This is a genomic window from Inquilinus sp. OTU3971, assembly GCF_038440215.1.
The window spans coordinates 1-16,905 of sequence record NZ_JASATH010000183.1 but is presented as its reverse complement, the minus strand read 5'-3'; the positions used below and the strand labels follow the sequence as shown (position 1 = coordinate 16,905).

Annotated in this window: 16 protein-coding genes; 7 read left to right on the top strand and 9 right to left on the bottom strand. The window is 70.4% G+C overall.

Annotated features, from left to right (window positions below):
• The first annotated feature begins 194 nt into the window (after positions 1 to 194).
• The 6 genes from AAHM41_RS32175 (at position 195) to garD (ending at position 5,734) form a co-directional block, all read left to right on the top strand.
• Positions 195 to 1,112 carry a LysR substrate-binding domain-containing protein gene (locus AAHM41_RS32175; protein ID WP_342240719.1) on the top strand — a complete coding sequence of 306 codons (918 nt, stop codon included), beginning with the start codon at positions 195 to 197 and terminating at the stop codon, positions 1,110 to 1,112.
• Positions 1,113 to 1,175: 63 nt separating this feature from the next.
• Positions 1,176 to 2,090 (top strand): LysR family transcriptional regulator, encoded by a 915-nt coding sequence (locus tag AAHM41_RS32170; protein ID WP_342240718.1) that lies wholly within the window; start codon positions 1,176 to 1,178, stop codon positions 2,088 to 2,090.
• A gap of 125 nt (positions 2,091 to 2,215) precedes the next feature.
• The gene (locus AAHM41_RS32165; RefSeq protein ID WP_342240717.1) at positions 2,216 to 2,503 is read left to right on the top strand and encodes a YciI family protein; all 288 of its coding nucleotides are present in this window, start codon (positions 2,216 to 2,218) and stop codon (positions 2,501 to 2,503) included.
• A 108-nt stretch (positions 2,504 to 2,611) separates the two neighbouring features.
• Positions 2,612 to 3,196, top strand: a complete 585-nt coding sequence (locus tag AAHM41_RS32160) for a DNA-3-methyladenine glycosylase I (RefSeq protein ID WP_342240720.1) — start codon at positions 2,612 to 2,614, stop codon at positions 3,194 to 3,196.
• Between the two features lie 53 nt (positions 3,197 to 3,249).
• The gene (kdgD, locus tag AAHM41_RS32155; RefSeq protein ID WP_342240716.1) at positions 3,250 to 4,188 is read left to right on the top strand and encodes a 5-dehydro-4-deoxyglucarate dehydratase; all 939 of its coding nucleotides are present in this window, start codon (positions 3,250 to 3,252) and stop codon (positions 4,186 to 4,188) included.
• A gap of 13 nt (positions 4,189 to 4,201) precedes the next feature.
• Positions 4,202 to 5,734 carry a galactarate dehydratase gene (gene garD, locus AAHM41_RS32150; RefSeq protein WP_342240715.1) on the top strand — a complete coding sequence of 511 codons (1,533 nt, stop codon included), beginning with the start codon at positions 4,202 to 4,204 and terminating at the stop codon, positions 5,732 to 5,734.
• 160 nt (positions 5,735 to 5,894) lie between these two features.
• Here the strand turns inward: garD and AAHM41_RS32145 are convergent, their stop codons facing one another.
• The 9 genes from AAHM41_RS32145 to AAHM41_RS32105 all read right to left on the bottom strand — a co-directional run bounded on the left by AAHM41_RS32145 (position 5,895) and on the right by AAHM41_RS32105 (position 15,148).
• Positions 5,895 to 7,208 carry an LLM class flavin-dependent oxidoreductase gene (locus AAHM41_RS32145; protein ID WP_342240714.1) on the bottom strand — a complete coding sequence of 438 codons (1,314 nt, stop codon included), beginning with the start codon at positions 7,206 to 7,208 and terminating at the stop codon, positions 5,895 to 5,897.
• 10 nt (positions 7,209 to 7,218) lie between these two features.
• Positions 7,219 to 7,998, bottom strand: a complete 780-nt coding sequence (locus AAHM41_RS32140; RefSeq protein WP_342240713.1) for an amino acid ABC transporter ATP-binding protein — start codon at positions 7,996 to 7,998, stop codon at positions 7,219 to 7,221.
• A complete protein-coding gene (locus AAHM41_RS32135) occupies positions 7,985 to 8,770 on the bottom strand; it encodes an amino acid ABC transporter permease (RefSeq protein ID WP_342240712.1) in 786 nt (261 codons plus the stop codon). Before AAHM41_RS32135 ends, AAHM41_RS32140 begins: the two co-directional genes overlap by 14 nt.
• Complete coding sequence (locus AAHM41_RS32130; RefSeq protein ID WP_342240711.1) at positions 8,760 to 9,500, bottom strand: amino acid ABC transporter permease; 741 nt, start codon at positions 9,498 to 9,500, stop codon at positions 8,760 to 8,762. The genes AAHM41_RS32135 and AAHM41_RS32130 overlap by 11 nt, the downstream gene beginning before the upstream one ends.
• Positions 9,497 to 10,315, bottom strand: coding sequence for a transporter substrate-binding domain-containing protein (locus tag AAHM41_RS32125; RefSeq protein ID WP_342240710.1), 819 nt, complete (start codon positions 10,313 to 10,315; stop codon positions 9,497 to 9,499). The genes AAHM41_RS32130 and AAHM41_RS32125 overlap by 4 nt, the downstream gene beginning before the upstream one ends.
• 32 nt (positions 10,316 to 10,347) lie before the next feature.
• Complete coding sequence (locus AAHM41_RS32120; RefSeq protein WP_342240709.1) at positions 10,348 to 11,157, bottom strand: transporter substrate-binding domain-containing protein; 810 nt, start codon at positions 11,155 to 11,157, stop codon at positions 10,348 to 10,350.
• 12 nt (positions 11,158 to 11,169) lie between these two features.
• Entirely contained in the window at positions 11,170 to 12,501 is a 1,332-nt protein-coding gene (locus AAHM41_RS32115) for an MmgE/PrpD family protein (RefSeq protein ID WP_342240708.1), read from the bottom strand.
• Positions 12,502 to 13,036: 535 nt separating this feature from the next.
• Positions 13,037 to 13,999: a hypothetical protein gene (locus AAHM41_RS32110; RefSeq protein ID WP_342240707.1), complete on the bottom strand. Its 963-nt coding sequence runs from the start codon at positions 13,997 to 13,999 to the stop codon at positions 13,037 to 13,039.
• Positions 14,000 to 14,137: 138 nt separating this feature from the next.
• Positions 14,138 to 15,148 carry a LacI family DNA-binding transcriptional regulator gene (locus tag AAHM41_RS32105; RefSeq protein WP_342240706.1) on the bottom strand — a complete coding sequence of 337 codons (1,011 nt, stop codon included), beginning with the start codon at positions 15,146 to 15,148 and terminating at the stop codon, positions 14,138 to 14,140.
• A 176-nt stretch (positions 15,149 to 15,324) separates the two neighbouring features.
• Between AAHM41_RS32105 and AAHM41_RS32100 the strand changes: the two genes are divergently transcribed.
• On the top strand, positions 15,325 to 16,683 hold the full coding sequence (locus tag AAHM41_RS32100) for an ABC transporter substrate-binding protein (protein ID WP_342240705.1): 1,359 nt from the start codon (positions 15,325 to 15,327) through the stop codon (positions 16,681 to 16,683).
• The last annotated feature ends 222 nt before the right edge of the window (positions 16,684 to 16,905 follow it).

Sequence of the window (16,905 nt, the reverse complement as noted above, 5' to 3'; positions counted from 1 at the left end):
TCAGCCCCGAAGGCTTGCAAGGCCGAACCCGGGAGGACTCCGATGGCCGTCGCCATGGCCGCCTATCTCTTCGTCGTCGGCGAGATCCACCGGGTCGAGCCTAAGCTGTGAGGGGGCCGATCCGGCCCCTCCCCTTTCGCCACCCGCGGCAGACGGGGCACACTCCGGCCCTGACTGACGCGGGACGCCCACCGATGTTCGACCTGAACCAGCTGCGCTGCTTCGTCGCCGTCGCCGAGGAGCTGCATTTCGGCCGCGCCGCCGCCCGGCTGAACATGACCCAGCCGCCCCTGAGCCGGCAGGTGCAGATCCTCGAGCGCATCCTCGACGTCGCTTTGTTCGAGCGCACCAGCCGGTCGGTGCGGCTGACCCCGGCCGGGCAGAGCTTCCTGGTCGAGGCCCGGCGGCTGCTGAAACAGGCCGAGGGCGCGGCGCTGCTGGCCCGCCGCGTCGCCGCCGGCCGGGCCGGCGCGATCGGCATCGGCTTCACCGCCACCTCGGCCCATAGCTGCCTGCCCGACCTGGTCGCCGCCTGCCGCCGCCAGTTGCCCGACGTCACCCTGGTGCTGCGCGAGATGGTCTCCGGCGACCAGTTCGAGGCGCTCGGCAACGGCCAGATCGACGCCGGGCTGCTGCGGCCGCCGGTGGTGCAGGCCGGCACCGCCAGCTTCCGCGTCGCCGAGGAACGGCTGATGGCCGCCCTGCCGGCGGACCACCCCCTCGCCCAGGCCCCCAGCCTGTCGCTGCGCGACTTCGCGGGGGAGCCGTTCATCATGTATGCACCCTATGAGGCGCGATACTTCCACGACCTGGTGATCGAGCTGTTCGCCCGCTCCGGCCTGCTGCCCGACTATGTCCAGCATCTCAGCCAGATCCATTCGATCCTGGCCCTGGTACGGGCCGGCCTCGGCGTCTCGATCGTGCCCGAGGCGGCGCTGCACCTGTACAGCCGCGGCGTGGTGCTGCGGCCGCTCGATCTCGCCTCGCCGCGCTCGGCCGAGCTCTACATCGCCTGGCGGCAGGACAACGACAATCCGCTGCTGCCGGCGATCATCGACATCGCCCGCGGCCTGGCGGAGCAGCATTGCCCGGCCGAGGTCGGGACAGGGTGAGCCGTTCGTGCCTATAGTTCCGGTGGGCGGCCAGGCCGCCACGGATAAACATGTCACCTTGTCATGGCATCGCGACCGACCCTTCTGAACTGGGATGATCTCCGCCTCGTGCTGGCCGTCGCCGAGAGCGGCACCCTCTCCGGCGCGGCGGCCGTCCTGCGCATCAGCCACCCCACCCTGTCGCGGCGGCTGCGGCACATCGAGCAGCGGCTCGCCGCCCGCCTGTTCGAGCGCACCCCATCCCGGTGCCGCCCGACGGAGGCGGGCGAGGAGATGAGATCGCTGGCCAGCCGCCTGCGGGACGACATCGCCGCGCTGGAGGGTCGCATCGCCGGGCGGGACCGGAGCGCGCGCGGCCCGGTCCGGCTGACGGCGCCCGACGCCGTGTCGGAATATCTGCTGCCCGGGATGCTTGCGGACATCTGCCGGGAGGCATCGGAGCTGACCATCGAGCTCGTGGTCTCGAACCAAGTACTTTCTCTGGCGCAGCGCTCCGCCGACATCGCCCTGCGCGTCACCGACGCCCCGGACCCGGCGCTGCGCGGGCGGCGCGTCGGAACCGTGGCCATGGCCGTCTATGCCGAGCGGTCGCTGACGGCTGCCGAGCCCCCGGAGCAGGCGTGCCCCTGGATCGGCTACGATGCCGCGCTGGCCTGCACCAAGTCCGGCGCCTGGGTTGCGGCCCATGTGCCCGACAACAACATCCGCTTCCGGGCCAACACCCTGCTCGGCGCTGCGCAGGCCATCCGTTCCGGCATCGGTTTCGGCATCCTCCCCTGCTTCGTCGGTGGCAGCATTCCCCACCTCGTCAGGGTCGGGCCGCCGATCCCGTCCCTGGACCAGGGCCTGTGGCTGCTCGTCCACCCCGACATCGCACAGGTCCCCAGGGTGCGTGCCGCGTGCGATGCCCTGGCCCGGAAGCTGAAGCGGGCCACCCTTCTGCTGTCCGGCGAGGACTCCTGCCCCCGCCCCATCTGAACGGCACCTGGGAGGCGAAACGGCGATGGAAATCTCTTTCGGCGCCCTGTGCAGAATTTTCCAATCGAAGCACGACCCGGAAGCGCCAAGATCCGGCACGAACTCCAAGCAGGGGCACAGATCCGATGTTCGTGGTTCTTCTCAAGTTTTCGGACAACAAGGACAAGGCCGGCCAGTTCACGCAAGGCCACAACGAATGGCTTCGGCGCGGCTTCGACGACGGCGTGTTCCTGCTGGCCGGCAGCCTGCAGCCTCGCCTGGGCGGCGGACTCCTGGCGCACAACGCATCCCGCTCCGAGCTGCAGAGCCGGATGGACACCGATCCGTTCGTGGCGGAAGGCGTGGTGACGGCCGAGATCCTGGAGCTCTCCCCCTCGCGGACCGATGCGCGGCTGGATTTCCTGCTCGCCTGAGCGCTTTCCTTGTCTCAGGGGGATTATGATTGATGAGTGCGACGATCGCAGGGCCGGACGGGAGGCCGCGCTGCCGATGGTGCGGTGCCGCGCCGGAGTTCCTGACCTATCACGATACCGAATGGGGGCTTCCCGGTCGCGGATGATCATCGCCTGTTCGAAAAGCTGAGCCTGGAGGGATTTCAGTCCGGACTGAGCTGGCGCACCATCCTCGCCAAGCGCGGGAACTTCCGGGCCGCTTTCCACGGCTTCGATTTCGACAGGATTGCACGCTTCACCGAGCGCGACGTCGAGCGCCTTCTCCAGGACCAGGGCATCGTCCGCCATCGCGGCAAGATCGAGGCGGTCGTCAACAACGCCAGGCGGGCGCGGGAGCTCGTCGAGCGGCAAGGGTCGCTGGCGGCCTTCATCTGGCGGTACGAGCCGGACCCGGGGCACCTCGCACAGCCGCAGACCGCTTCGACCTCGGCGGAGTCGGTCGCCCTGTCGAAGGATCTGAAGAAGCTCGGCTGGGCCTTCGTCGGCCCGACCACGGTGTATGCCTTCATGCAGGCGATGGGGCTGATCAACGACCATGTCTCGGACTGCGTGATCAGAGCCGAGGCCGAGCGCGCGCGTCGGAGCTTCAGGCGCCCGGGATCCGATACCCAATCCGCATCGATCGATCCAGCAATCGAGTTGGAACGGAATTGATCCGGACGTTAGAACGGGAATCGACCTTGATTTCGATGCCGGGAGGACGATTGATGGCCAGGATGACCCCGAACGAGATGGCGCAGCGGCTCGGCTCCGGCCTGCTGTCCTTCCCCGTCACCCCTTTCGACCGCGACAACGCCTTCGACGCGGAGCGCTACCGCTCCAACCTCGACTGGCTGTGCGGCTATGACGTCGCCGGGCTGTTCGCCGCCGGCGGCACCGGCGAGTTCTTCTCGCTGGCGCCGTCCGAGGTCGAAACCGTGGTCCAGACCGCGGTCGAGGAGACCCGCGGCCGGGTGCCGGTGATTGCCGGGGCCGGCTACGGCACCGAGATCGCGAAGCAGATGGCGGCCGCGGCGGAGCGCGCCGGCGCCGACGGCATCCTGCTGCTGCCGCCCTATCTGGTGCAGTCCGAGCAGGAGGGGCTGGCGGCCCATATCGAGGCGGTCTGCGCGTCGACCAAGCTCGGCGTCATCGTCTACAACCGCGACAACGCGATCGTGACCGAGGACACGCTGGCCGGGCTGTGCGAGCGCTGCCCGAACCTGGTCGGGTACAAGGACGGCATCGGCGACATCGAGCTGATGACCCGGGTCCAACTGCGCATGGGCGACCGGCTGACCTATATCGGCGGGCTGCCGACGGCAGAGACCTACGCCCTGCCCTATCTGGAGATGGGCGTGACCACCTACTCCTCCGCCGTGTTCAACTTCGTGCCGGAATTCGCGACCAAGTTCTATGCCGCGGTGCGCCGCCGCGACCGCGAGACGGTGCAGGCGGGCCTGCGCGACTTCATCCTGCCGCTGCTGGCGATCCGCAACCGCCGCAAGGGCTATGCGGTCTCGATCATCAAGGCCGGGATGCGGGTGATCGGCCGGGATTCCGGCCCGGTGCGCGCGCCGCTGCACGACCTGACCGAGGCGGAGACCGAGCAGCTGGCGGCGCTGGTGCGGAGCCTGGCCAAGAGTGGCTTCGCCGCCGCGGCGTAACGGGAGGGCGACGATGTCGGAGCCAGGAACGCCGGACGCACCCCGCACCATCCGGCTGCACGAGACCGACAACGTCGCCATCGTGGTCAATTCCTTCGGCCTGCCGGAGGGCACGCGTCTTCCGGACGGCCCGACCCTGCGGCAGTACGTGCCGCAGGGGCACAAGGTGGCGCTGACCGACATCGCCGAGGGCGCCGAGATCCGGCGCTATGGCGAGGTGATCGGCCGCGCCGCCCGGCCGCTCACGGCCGGCGATTGGGTCGAGGAGGCGGCGGTGCTGGTTCCGGCCGCGCCGGCGCTCGACCGGCTGGAGCTCGCCACCCGGGCGCCGGCGCCGCTGCCGCCGCTCGAAGGCTATACTTTCGAGGGCTTCCGCAACCCGGATGGGTCGGTCGGCACCAAGAACGTGCTGGCGATCAGCACCAGCGTGCAATGCGTGGCCGGGACGCTGGATTTCGCGGTGAAGCGGATCAGGGAGCAGCTGCTGCCCCGCTTCCCGAATGTCGACGACGTGCTGGCGCTGAACCACAGCTATGGCTGCGGCGTGGCGATCAACGCGCCGGAGGCGGTGGTGCCGATCCGCACCCTGCAGAACCTGGCGCTGAACCCGAATTTCGGCGGCGAGGTGATGATCGTCGGCCTCGGCTGCGAGAAGCTGCAGCCGGAGCGGCTGCTGCCCGACGGGGCTCCCCCGGGCATCGTCCGGCTGCAGGAGGAGGCCGGCTTCGGCGCCATGGTCGAGTCGATCCTGGCGATGGCCGAGGCGCGGCTCGAGATCCTGAACCGGCGCCGCCGCGAGACCTGCCCAGCCGCCGACCTCGTGGTCGGGGTGCAGTGCGGCGGCAGCGACGCCTTCTCCGGCGTCACCGCCAACCCGGCGGTGGGATTCGCCGCCGATCTTCTGGTCCGGGCCGGCGCAACGGTGATGTTCTCCGAGGTCACCGAGGTGCGCGACGCCATCCATCTGCTGACGCCGCGGGCGGCAACCGAGGAGGTCGGCCGCGCCTTGATCCGCGAGATGGCGTGGTACGACGCCTATCTCGCCCGCGGCCAGGCCGACCGCAGCGCCAACCCATCGCCCGGCAACAAGAAGGGCGGCCTGGCCAACGTCGTCGAGAAGGCCCTGGGCTCGGTGGTGAAATCCGGGTCGAGCCCGATCGTCGACGTGCTGGCGCCCGGCGAGCGGGTGCGCAGGAAGGGCCTGGTCTTCGCCGCCACCCCGGCCAGCGACTTCGTCTGCGGCACGCTGCAGCTGGCCTCCGGCATGACGCTGCAGGTGTTCACCACCGGCCGCGGCACGCCCTACGGCCTGGCGGCGGCCCCGGTGATCAAGATGTCGACCCGGACCGACCTGGCCCAGCGCTGGTCCGACCTGATCGACCTCGACGCCGGCCGGATCGCCAGCGGCGAGGCGACGATCGAGCAGGTCGGCTGGGACCTGTTCCGCCTGATCCTCGACGTCGCCAGCGGTCGCACCAGGCCCTGGTCCGACCGCTGGGGCCTGTTCAATGCGCTGACCCTGTTCAACCCGGCGCCGGTGACCTAGGGGCCGTCCCGAAACTCTACTGCGGCGGCCGTCTGACGCGGTTTTCTGCGCTTCCGGTGCTCACGGACTTTAACGTCCGCTGCGCGCCGGTTCTCGAAAACCACGCCAGCCGACTCGCCACAGCGAGTTTCAAGACGGCCCCTGAGCGGCTACCGCCCCGTCAGACCGCCCAGCGGCTCTTCGGCACCGGCAGGCCGAGATGGTCGCGCAACGTCGTGCCCTGGTAGTCGCGGCGGAACAGGCCGCGTTCCTGCAGGATCGGCACCACCTGGCCGGTGAACTCCTCGAAGGCGCCGGGGAAATAGGCCGGCATGATGTTGAAGCCGTCCGCCGCACCGCCGGTGAACCAGTCGGTCAGCGCGTCGGCCACCTCCTCCGCCGTGCCCCAGACGATGCGGTGGCCGCGGGCGCCGGCGACCAGATGGTACAGCTCGCGGATGGTCAGGTTCTGCTCGCGCGCCAGCCGGGTCAGCAGCTCGGCCCGGCTGCGGTTCTGGTTCGAGGGCGGCAGCTCCGGCAGCGGCCCGTCGAGCGGATAGCCGGAGATGTCGTGGCCCAGCCGCTCGGACAGCAGGAACAGGGCGTTGCTGTCGTCCGACCAGCGCTGCAGCTCGGCATACTTGTCCTTCGCCTCCCGGGTGGTGCGGCCGATCACCGGCATCACCCCGGGCATGACATGGACCTGGTCCGGCCGCCGGCCCTGCGCCGCCACCCGCGCCTTCAGGCCGCGGTAGAATTCCCGCGCCTCGTCGGTGCCGAACTGGGCGGTGAACACGACCTCGGCGATCTTGGCCGCGAAATCCTGGCCGACGCCGGAGGAGCCGGCCTGGATCAACACCGGATGGCCCTGCGGCGCCCGGGCGACATTGAGCGGCCCCTTGACCGAGAAGAACCGGCCCTTGTGGTTCAGCTCGTGGAACTTGGCGGTGTCGAAGAACACGCCCGCCTGCTTGTCCTTCGGAAAGGCATCCTCGTCCCAACTGTCCCACAGCCCCTTGGCGACCTCCACGAACTCCTCCGCCACCTCGTAGCGCAGATCGTGCTCGAGATGCTGCTCGCGGCTGAAATTGGTGGCCGAGCGGTCATAGGAGGTGGTGACCACGTTCCAGGCGGCGCGCCCCCGGCTCAAATGGTCGAGCGAGGCGAAGGCGCGGGCCGTGGTGAACGGGTCGCCATAGGTGGTCGAGGCGGTGGCGGCGAGGCCGATCCGGGTAGTCGTCATCGCCAGCGCGGCCAAGAGCGTCAGCGGCTCGAACCGCACCACCCAGGAGGGGTGGGCGTCGCGGCCGGTGGTCAGGCCGTCGGCCAGGAAGACCATGTCGAACTTGGCGTCCTCCGCCGTCCGGGCGATGCGCTGGATCAGGGCCAGATCCTGCTCCACCGCCTGCGCCTCCGGGTGGCGCCAGCCGGCCACGTGATGGCCCAGCGGCTGCAGGAACAGGCCCAGCTTCATCTCGCGCTTGGTCTCGCTCATTCTCTCTCGCTCAGATCCGGTCGGATGGGATGGACGGCGCGCCCGGCCGGGCCCGGTTCACGAAGGCCCGGGTGCGGTCATGGCGCGGCGCATGGAACAGGGCGGCGGGCGGGCCGTGCTCGACCACCACGCCGCCCTCGGTGAAATGGATCTCGTCGCTGATCTCCTCAGCGAAGCGCAGCTCATGCGTCACCAGGAGGCAGGTCATGCCGTCCCGCACCAGGTCGCGGATGATCGCCAGCACCTCGCCCACCGTCTCGGGGTCGAGGGCCGAGGTGACCTCGTCGAACAGGATCAGCTCCGGCTTCATCGCCAGCGACCGGGCGATCGCCACCCGCTGCTGCTGGCCGCCGGACAGCTCGGACGGATAGGAATTCGCCTTGTCCGCCAAGCCGACCCGGTCCAGCAGGGCCCGCGCCTCGCGCTCCACCTCCCCCGTGTCGCGGCCGAGGGCGCGGGTCGGGGCGATGGTGAGGTTCTGCAGCGCGGTCAGGTGCGGGAACAGGTTGAACTGCTGGAACACGACGCCGACCCGGCGCCACAGCGGCCGCTTGGCCTCGTGCTTGCGCAGGGCGTGCACCGGCAGGCCGCAGACGGTGACGGTGCCGTGCTCGACCGGCTGCAGACCGGCGATGCAGCGCAGGAGGGTCGACTTGCCCGAGCCCGAGGGGCCGATCACCGACACCGCCTGGCCGCGCCGGACGGAGAGGTCGATGCCGCGCAGCACCTTGGTGCCGCCGAGCGTGACCTCGACGCCGGCGAGCTCGGCCAGGACCTCAGCGCCCGGCATGGCGCCGCTCCAGCCGGCGGGTCAGCCGGGCGATCGGATAGCAGTACAGGAAGAACAGCAGGAACACGGTCAGGTAGACCAGGAGCGTGAAGTCGGTGCGGTGCACCGAATTGGCGGCGCGCTGGGCCGTGGTCAGCACCTCGGTCACCCCGACCAGCGAGGCCAGCACCGTGCCCTTGGTGATGATGGCGTAGAGATTCATCCAGGGCGGCAGCATCCGGCGCAGGCATTGCGGCAGGATGATCAGCCGGAAGATCTGGGCGCGGCTGAAGGACAGGCAGCTGGCCGCGTCCCACTGGGCGCTGGGGATCGACATGATGGCGCCGCGGAAGATCTCCGCGACATTGGCCGAGGCCGGCAGGGCCAGGCCGACCGTCGCCTTCAGCCAGTCCGGGAACGGCAGGTAGCTGCGCCCGAGCACGATCTCGAACGGCAGGATGTAGGTCATGAAGTAGATGAACACCAGCCAGGGCGAGTTGCGGAAGAACAGCACGAAGGCCCGGGCCGGCCAGCGCAGTGGCCTGACCGGCGAGATCTGCAGCGCCCCGACCAGCAGGCCGGCCGCCGTGCCCGCCGCGATCGCCACCGCGCCGATCAGGATGTTCTGCAGGAAGCCCAGCAGCAGCACCGGCATCCACAGCGCCAGCAGGGCGGCGTTGTCGGCGACCTGCGGCCAGAACGCCCAGGCGGCCGCGACGAGGACGACGGCCGCGACCAGCAGCGGCAGGGCGGCGGTGCGGCGGCTTGGCGCCGCGACGGCGTCACTGACCATAGCCGGGCATCCGCAGCCGCAGCTCCAGCCACCGCCCGATGCGGTCGATGCCGAAGGTCAGGATGTTGAAGAACACCAGCAGCAGGATCATCAGCTCGGTGACGTTGTCGCGGTCCGACCAGATCATGATCGAGGCGTAGGTGATGTCGCCGACCGCGATGGCCGAGGCGATGGCCGAGGTCTTCACCAGATCGATGGCGTTGTTGACCAGCGACGGCAGGGCGAAGCGCAGCCCGATCGGCAGCCGCACCAGCAGGAAGGCCAGCCGTGGCGTCAGGCCCAGCGCGGCTGCGGCCTCCAGCGTCACCTTCGGCACCGCCTCCAGGCCGGCGCGCAGCGCCTCGGCATTGAAGGCGGCCTTGTAGACCGACAGCACGACCACGACCCAGGCGAAGGGCGTGACCACCGCGCCGGCCTCGCCCCCACCGGCGTATTCCTGCACCGCGCCGATCAGGGCGTTCAGCGCGAAGAAGGCGAAGTAGAGCTGCACCAGCGGCGGCGTGTTGCGGGTCAGCTCGATCTGGGCGCGGATCAGCGCCGCCAGCCAGGGCCGCCGGGTTAGCTGCAGCGCGGTGAGGACGAGGCCGAGCACGAGGCTGCCGAGAATCGACAGCACCGCGATCTCGACCGTCGTCACCGCGCCGTCGAGGAACAGGCCGCGGTCATAGGCGGTCTGGATGAAGCTGAAGTCGAGCCCGAGCGCCGCCAGCCGGTCGATGGTATCGATCATGACCCGCCGTTCAGCAGCTTCTCGTGCATCTGCGCCAGGAACGGCGATGGCGGGGCGATCTCCCACCGCTTCTCGATCTCGATCAGGCCGCCGCTCTTGTGCAGGTCGCGGATGACGCCGTCGACCAGCGCCGCGGTGTCGTCCTGGCCCTTGCGCACCGCGGCGACCCAGGTGCCGAGGCCGATCAGCGGCAGGTCGGCCTTGTAGTCCTGCCATTCCGGCTGCTTCAGCAACGAGTAGATCAGGGTGTTGTCGTGCACCGAGACGACGCAGCCGCCGGCCCGCAGGGTCGACAGCGCCTCGGCCGAGGTCTTCAGCGCCCGCACCTCGGCGCCGTATTCGGTGGCCAGCAGCCGGGCGTAGTGGCTGCCCTGCGAGGCGCAGGCGGTCTTGCCGCGCAGGTCTTCCCAGCTGGAAATGCCGCTGTCCTTGCGGGTCATGGCGGCGCCGCCGACCTCGCAATAGGCGGTCGGGATGACGCTGGTCTGCTCCCTCCGCTCCGGCGTGTCGGTGAAGGAGGCGACGAGGAGGTCGACCTTGCCCTGCTGCAGGAACTGGACCCGGTTCGGCGGATCGACAGTGACGATGTCGAGCTTGACCGCGAGCTTGTCGGCGACCGCCTGGGCGAGGTCGACATTGAAGCCCTTCACCGTGTTGCTGGCGGGGTCGAGGAAGCCGAAGGCGGTGCCGTTGACCAGGATGCCGGCGGTCAGCACGCCCCGATCCTTGACCCGGTCGAGGGTGGAATCGGCCTGGGCCGAGGAGACGGCGGCGAGGAGGCCCGCGGCGGCGAGCAGGGTTGCGGCGAGGCGCATGGTCTTGTCCTTCCGAGTCAAGGCTGGCCGGGTCATGGCTGGGCCTGGGCGAGCTGGTCGTGCAGCGCCTGCAGGGCCGGCGACGGGGTGATGTCCCAGGCCTTCTCGATCTCGATCAGCCGGCCGCTCTTGTGCAGGTCGCGGATGATGACGTCGAGCGCCGCGACGGTGTCGTCCTGGCCCTTGCGCGCCGCGATCTTCCAGTCGCTGACCTCGACCGCCGGCAGGATCAGCCTGTAGCCCTGCCAGGCCGGGTCCTTGATCAGGGCGTAGAGCAGCACGTCGTCATGCGCCGAGGCGACGCAGCCGCCGGCCTTGAACGTCTCCAGCGCCTCGGCCGAGGTCTTGAAGGCCTTGATCTCGGCGCCGTAATGCTCCGCCAGGTAGCGGGCATAGATGCTGCCCTGCGAGGCGCAGACCGGCTTGCCGCGCACGTCGTCCCATCCGGCGACGCCGCTGTCCTGCTTCGCCAGGGCGATGCCGCCGCTGGCGTAGTAGGAGGTCGACACCATCGCCACCTGCTCGCGCCGCTCCGGCGTGTCGTTCAGCGAGGCCACCAGCAGATCGACCTTGCCCTGCTGCAGGAACTGGATGCGGTTCGCCGGCTCGACGCTGACCAGCTCGACCTTCGCCCCGAGGCGGCGGCCGATCTCCTCCGCCAGGTCGATGTTGAAGCCCTGGTAGCTGTTGGTCTTGGGATCGAGCGAGCCGAACGCGGTGCTGTTGATGCGGATGCCGATCGCGACCGTGCCGCGGTCCTTGATCCGGTCGAGGGTGGAATCGGCCTGCGCCAGGGCCGGGATCAGGCCGAGGAGCGCGGCGAAGGCGAGCGAGCGGATCATGGGAGTCTCTGGTCAGGCGCGGAAGGCGGCGAACAGGGCGGCGAGGTCGTCGCGGCTGCGCATGCTGCGGACGATCTCCGGCACGGCGGCGACCGCCGGGGCGGGGCCGGCGGCGTCGCGGAACTTGGCGGCGAGGTCGTTCGCCGGCAGCGGCCGGTCGACCCGGCGCGACAGCACGCGGCCGTCGGCCAAGCGGAGCTCGACTGTCGAGAAGCGGGTGGCGGGGTCGTTCGAGACCGGCGGGGCGCACGGGTCGATCCGGCGCTCGACCCGGGCGGACAGGGCCGCGAGCTCCGGCCGCACCGGTGTGTCGGCGAAGAGGTCGAGCCCGAGCCGGCCGTCCTGCAGCGCCGCCGCGACCACGTATTCGACGCTGAACCGGCCTTCCAGGCCGGTGCGCGGCTGGCGCACGGTCAGGGCCGCGTCGCCGCCGCGGGCGAAGGTCACGGTCGCGTCGACCACCGCTTGCGGGTCGATCGCATGCTCGGCCTTGAGCGCCAGGGCGGCGTCGGCGGCGAAATGCGAGGCCGAGCAGCAGGCGTAGCGCTTGAAGATCAGGCCGGGGGAGACGATCTGCCAGGGCTCGCCCCAGCCCTCGATGGCGAGCCTCGGCTCCGTCCCCTCCCCGCCATAGACGGCGAGGAAGCCGATCGGCCCGTCGAAGGCGTCTTCGGCCGCGCCGAAGCCCGCGAGCGCCAGCCGGGTGGCGAACAGCCCTGCCCGCGCCGCGAGGCCGGCATGCAGCGGCTTGGCGTCGCTGCCGAACTGCAGCCGCAACCCGGCCGACTGGGTGGCGGCAAGGCTGAGTGCCCGGGCGGTTCCGGCGTCGTCCAGCCCGGCCAGGAAGGCGGTCGCGGCCGCGGCGCCGATGGGGCCGAGCGTCGCGGTCGGGTGGAACCCCGCCTCGTAATGCTGCCGGCCGAGGGCGAGGCCGATCCGGGCCATCGCCTCGACCCCGACGACATAGGCGTCGAGCAGCGCCTCGGCGGTGTCGCCCTGCTCCTCCGCCAGCGCGAACAGCGCCGGCAGGATCACCGTGCTGGGATGGCCGCCGACGCTGCGCTGGACGTCGTCATAGTCGAGGGCGTGGCCGAGGGCACCGTTGAGCAGGGCGGCGGTCAGCGGCGCCACGCGGCCATGCCGGCCGATCACCGAGGCGATCGCCGCCCCGCCCTCTCCGCCCAGCGCCGCCTCGAGCGGCGCGATCGCGCGGTCGGACACGCCGCCGAAGGCGCAGGCCAGGAAGTCGAGCACGCCGTCCCGCGCGGCGGCGACCGCCGCCGGGCCCGGAGCCGAGGAGCGGATGAGCCTGACGAACTCGGCGGTGATCGATGGGTCGCCCATGGCACTTTCGGCAGAACGGGAATGCGCAAGGGCACACCCGGCCGATTTGCCGGACAAAGCCCCTGCGGCGCGTCATACAGATCACCACGGCAGATCACAACCCAATTCACATCTAAACAGCCATGCTGAATATAAATATCATATAAATAATGTATTTTCTATGCCGATCCTGCTCCCGCGCCGCCCCTTCGCCTTTCATGCCTTGCCGTCATTGCGAGCCATTCCACGCCGCTGGCGCGGCCCCGGAAGGGAGAAGAAGTTCGGAACTTCTTCAAGAGGAGGCGAAGCCGACGAAGCAATCCATGCCTCCGCTCTTGCGGACCGATGGATTGCTTCCCCCGGCCCAAGGCCGGGTCGCAATGACGGCGTTGGTATTCCGAAAGCTCTCGCACGCGGGCAACGCCACGCGCGTGCCTCCGGCCACGGCGACCGGTCCTCCGGTCGGCCGTGCCGGTGGATGTGGGCAGGCATCTGCAGGTGGCGTGTTGCGCTCGTCGTCCTGGCGGCGGCGTTCGGCCCGTCCGGCGCCGGCCGGTCAGGGCGGCCCGCGGGGGCGGAGCAGGATCGGGTGCGGCCGTGGCGGGCGGGCCGGTGCCGCCGGCCGGCCGGTCGTCCCCGGGCGGTGCCGGGACAGGCTGCCGGTTCCGGTTGAAGACTCGCCGGCGGCGGGGCTGTGCATGCGGCGCTCGCCCTTCGGGCCGGCGCCTGGATCATCGGCCCCGGACTTCGCCGCGGCGGCGGGGCCGCCGGCTGCAGGCCCGCCGGCCGGAGGAGTCCCGGGGGGCGGCAGGCCGAGGGCCCGGCACAGGCTGGCGATCAGGGCCTCGATCGGCAAGGCGGTGTCGGCGAGGTCGACATCGATGCGCTCATCCTCGGTCAGCTTTTCCCGGAGCTCGGCGGTCAGTTGCTCCCGGGCCTCGGGGTCGGGAACCGCGGCGATGGCAGCGGCGACGCCCTGGGCGACGGCGTGGCGCCGGCCGTCCGTCTCATCCTGCCGGGCCTTGCGCCGGAGTTCGGCCTCGCGCTGCGCCTGCTCCCGCTGCTGCCGCAGCCTGGCCTTGAGCGCGATCGCACGGCGGATGCCGAGGAACAGGCTGCTGAAGCGGGTCTCTGCCTCCCCGGCGCGGTCGAGATCGTCGGCCGCGAGGGCGGCGAGGGCCTGGGCGTGAAAGCCGCGGGCCAGTTCCTCCGCGAGCTCCATCAGCTCGGACAGCATCGGAGCCTCGTCCGCGGCCGGCGACGCGGCGGCCTGCTCCCGCCGCCGGCGGAGCTTGAGCGCGACGGCACGGCGGATGGCGAGGAAGAGGGTGCTGAAGCGGGTCTCGGCCTTGCCGGCGCGGTCGAGATCGCCGGCGGCGAGGGCGGCGAGCCCTCGAGCCTGAAAGGTCCGGGCCATCTCCAAAGCGAGCTTGGTCAGCCCGGACAGCACCTCGGCCTCCCGCTCGTCCGTGGACGGCGAAGCGGCGGAGGGAGTCCCGGCTGGGATGGCATCGACCATTCCTGCATTAGAACAAAATAGGAACACTTAAGCCAGCAGAATCGCACCTGGTTGAATGGTCATCGCAATTTCAGGGGTCGGAGCTGCTGGATGGCCACGCCCCTGCGGGGCTCGCCATGACGGTTCTTTGGCGAGGCGTCAGCCGATGACGCGGCAGGAATCGCGCACCACCAGCTCCGGCGCGAACACGTCGCGCACCGGTTCGGCCGGGGGCGGGCCGGCGAGGCGTGCCAGCAGGCATTCCACCGCCCGCTCGCCGATCGCCTGCACCGGCTGCACCACCGCGGTCAGCCGCGGCGAGAAGGCCGTGCTCCATTCGAAATCGTCGATGCCCGCCACCGAGACATCCTTCGGGCAGCGCAGGCCCCGCTCGGCGATCGCCCGCATCACCCCGATCGTGGTCAGGTTGCTGGTCGAGAAGATCGCGGTCGGCCGCGGCCGCCGCTGCAGCAGCGTAGCCGTGGCCTGCATCGCCGTCTCGATGTGGAAGTCGCCGCAGGCGGCGAGGTCCTCGGTAAGGGGAATGCCGGCCGCGGCCAGCGCCTCGCGATAGCCCTCGAAGCGTTCGGTCGAGATCGAGATCCCCGGCCGGCCGGTGACGATGCCGATGCGGCGGTGGCCGCAGCCGATCATATGCTCGACCGCCAGCCGCGCCGCGGCGCGGTTGTCGACCGTGACGGAATCGAAATCGGCGAGACCCCGCAGCGTGCGGTCGACCAGCACCGCCGGCATGGTGACGAGGTGCCGGATCGCCTCGGCATTGCCGGGCTCGACCCCGCTCAGCACCAGGATCAGCCCGTCGGCGCGCTGGGTGCGCATCAGCCGCAGGTCGCGCAGCTCCTTCTCCGGGTCGTCGGCGGTGGCGCACAGCACCAGCGCGTAGCCGGCGGCATCGCAGGCCCGCTCGATCGCGGCGGCCAGGGCGGCGAACAGCGGGTTGGTGATGTCCGGGATCACCAGGCCGATGGTGCGGGTGCGCCCGGTCTTCAGGCTGCGCGCCACCCCGTCCGGGGCATAGCCCAGCTCGTCGATCGCCGCCATCACCCGCAGGCGCAGCGCGGCGCTGACCGGCGCGGTCCGGTTGATCACCGCGGAGACCGAGCCGATCGACACCCCGGCCCGGTTCGCCACGTCCCGCAATGTCGCCATGAAATCCCGAAGCCGTTGCCAAGCGCCAGATCGGATGATAGCTTTTCTGAAACGTTTCAGACAAGTCGCGGCGACCGCGATCCAAGCGGTTCTGCCGAGCCGCGACTTCGCCTGATCCGCCGGGCCGGCTGAAGGCCCGGGCTGACGCATCGCGTCGCGACAAGGGGAGGACCGCCATGACCCGCCGCAACGGCACCACCACGCCCGGCCACCCGCTCGGCCGCCGCACCGTCCTGGCCGCCAGCACCGCCCTGGTCGGCGGCAGCCTGCTGCCGATGCCCTATTTGTCCCGCGCCCGGGCGCAGGAGGGGCCGCTGAAATTCTGGCAGTTCTACGCGCCGGGCGGCGCCGTGCCCGGCCAGGTGCAGTGGTTCCAGGACACGGTGAAGGGCTGGAACGACAGCCAGGAGACCAAGGTCGAGCTGGAATACATCCCGACCTCGCAATACATCAACGGCACCAAGCTGCAGACCGCCTTCGCCGCCGGCGAAGGGCCTGACATCTTCCTGATCAGCCCCGGCGACTTCCTGCGCTACCACAATGGCGGCGCGCTGCTGGACCTCGCCCCCTATGTCGCGGCCGAGGCCCACGCCGACTACTACGACACCGCCATCGCCACCCGGCTGGTCGACGACGGCCTGTTCGGTCTGCCGATGGAGGTCGAGCCGATGGCGATCTACTACAGCGTCAAGGCCTTCAAGGAGGCCGGCCTGGGCGAGGCCGACATCCCGAAGACCTGGGACCAGCTGCTGGAGGTGGCGAAGACGCTGACCAACGACAAGCGCTTCGGCATCCTGTTCGAGACCAATCCCGGCTATTACCAGAACTTCACCTGGTATCCGTTCCTGTGGCAGGGCGGCGGCGAGATCGTCGGCAAGGACGGCAAGAGCGGCTTCAACTCCGACGCCGCCAGGGCCGCGCTGAAGTTCTGGCAGGACGCGGTCGCCCAGGGCATCGCCCCGCGCAAGCCGCTGGGCTATGGCGCCAACGACATCGCCGCCAATCTCGGCTCCGGCTTCTGCGCCATGCAGAATGTCGGCATCTGGGGCATCAGCGCCCTGCGCAACGCCGACCCCAACTTCGAATACGGCGTGTTCAAGCTGCCGCTGCCGCCGGGCGGGCAGGACCGCACCGTGGCCGGCGGCTGGGCCTTCGTCGCCAATGCCAATGGCCGCAACACCGAGGCGGTGGGCAAGTTCTGCGCCTGGGCGCTGGGGTCGATGGAGCCGGGCTCGGTGCAGCGCGTCGCCGACTGGTGCACCAAGGCCAAGAGCGACATGCCGCCGCGCAAATCCGCCTTCGCCGAGGCCACCGCCGCCCAGGCCTATGGCAGCGGCGCGATGAAGACCTTCGCCGAGCAGGTGTTCCCGACCGCCCGCGGCGAGCCGCGGGTGCCGCCCCAGGTCTACAAGGCGATCTCCGATGCCATCCAGGCCTGCCAGCTGAACGGCGAGGATCCGGGCAAGCGGGCCGAGATGGCGGCGCAGCAGATCGACGGTTTCCTGGCCGGCTATGACGGCGCGCCGATCCTGTGATGGTCGCGGTGCCTGCTCCCGATCGATGTTTTTTGAGTCCCCCCTCCCCTCGCGGGAGGGGGCTAGGGGGAGGGGGTTTCCTGGGCCAAAGCCGGCGTTGGTACGCCAGCGGCGGTGATCACGGAGACGATCTCATTCATACGCGCGCGGACGCGCGCAGACCCCTCCCCCTGCCCCCCCCCCCCCCAGGGGGGGGGGGGGGGGGTTAATGGGGGGGGGGGG

Coding starts and splice junctions, on each gene's coding strand:
- AAHM41_RS32175 (WP_342240719.1), top strand. CDS start 195: ATGTTCGACCTGAACCAGCTGCGCTGCTTCGTCGCCGTCGCCGAGGAG.
- AAHM41_RS32170 (WP_342240718.1), top strand. CDS start 1,176: ATGGCATCGCGACCGACCCTTCTGAACTGGGATGATCTCCGCCTCGTG.
- AAHM41_RS32165 (WP_342240717.1), top strand. CDS start 2,216: ATGTTCGTGGTTCTTCTCAAGTTTTCGGACAACAAGGACAAGGCCGGC.
- kdgD (WP_342240716.1), top strand. CDS start 3,250: ATGGCCAGGATGACCCCGAACGAGATGGCGCAGCGGCTCGGCTCCGGC.
- garD (WP_342240715.1), top strand. CDS start 4,202: ATGTCGGAGCCAGGAACGCCGGACGCACCCCGCACCATCCGGCTGCAC.
- AAHM41_RS32145 (WP_342240714.1), bottom strand. CDS start 7,208: ATGAGCGAGACCAAGCGCGAGATGAAGCTGGGCCTGTTCCTGCAGCCG.
- AAHM41_RS32140 (WP_342240713.1), bottom strand. CDS start 7,998: ATGCCGGGCGCTGAGGTCCTGGCCGAGCTCGCCGGCGTCGAGGTCACG.
- AAHM41_RS32135 (WP_342240712.1), bottom strand. CDS start 8,770: ATGGTCAGTGACGCCGTCGCGGCGCCAAGCCGCCGCACCGCCGCCCTG.
- AAHM41_RS32130 (WP_342240711.1), bottom strand. CDS start 9,500: ATGATCGATACCATCGACCGGCTGGCGGCGCTCGGGCTCGACTTCAGC.
- AAHM41_RS32125 (WP_342240710.1), bottom strand. CDS start 10,315: ATGCGCCTCGCCGCAACCCTGCTCGCCGCCGCGGGCCTCCTCGCCGCC.
- AAHM41_RS32120 (WP_342240709.1), bottom strand. CDS start 11,157: ATGATCCGCTCGCTCGCCTTCGCCGCGCTCCTCGGCCTGATCCCGGCC.
- AAHM41_RS32115 (WP_342240708.1), bottom strand. CDS start 12,501: ATGGGCGACCCATCGATCACCGCCGAGTTCGTCAGGCTCATCCGCTCC.
- AAHM41_RS32110 (WP_342240707.1), bottom strand. CDS start 13,999: ATGGTCGATGCCATCCCAGCCGGGACTCCCTCCGCCGCTTCGCCGTCC.
- AAHM41_RS32105 (WP_342240706.1), bottom strand. CDS start 15,148: ATGGCGACATTGCGGGACGTGGCGAACCGGGCCGGGGTGTCGATCGGC.
- AAHM41_RS32100 (WP_342240705.1), top strand. CDS start 15,325: ATGACCCGCCGCAACGGCACCACCACGCCCGGCCACCCGCTCGGCCGC.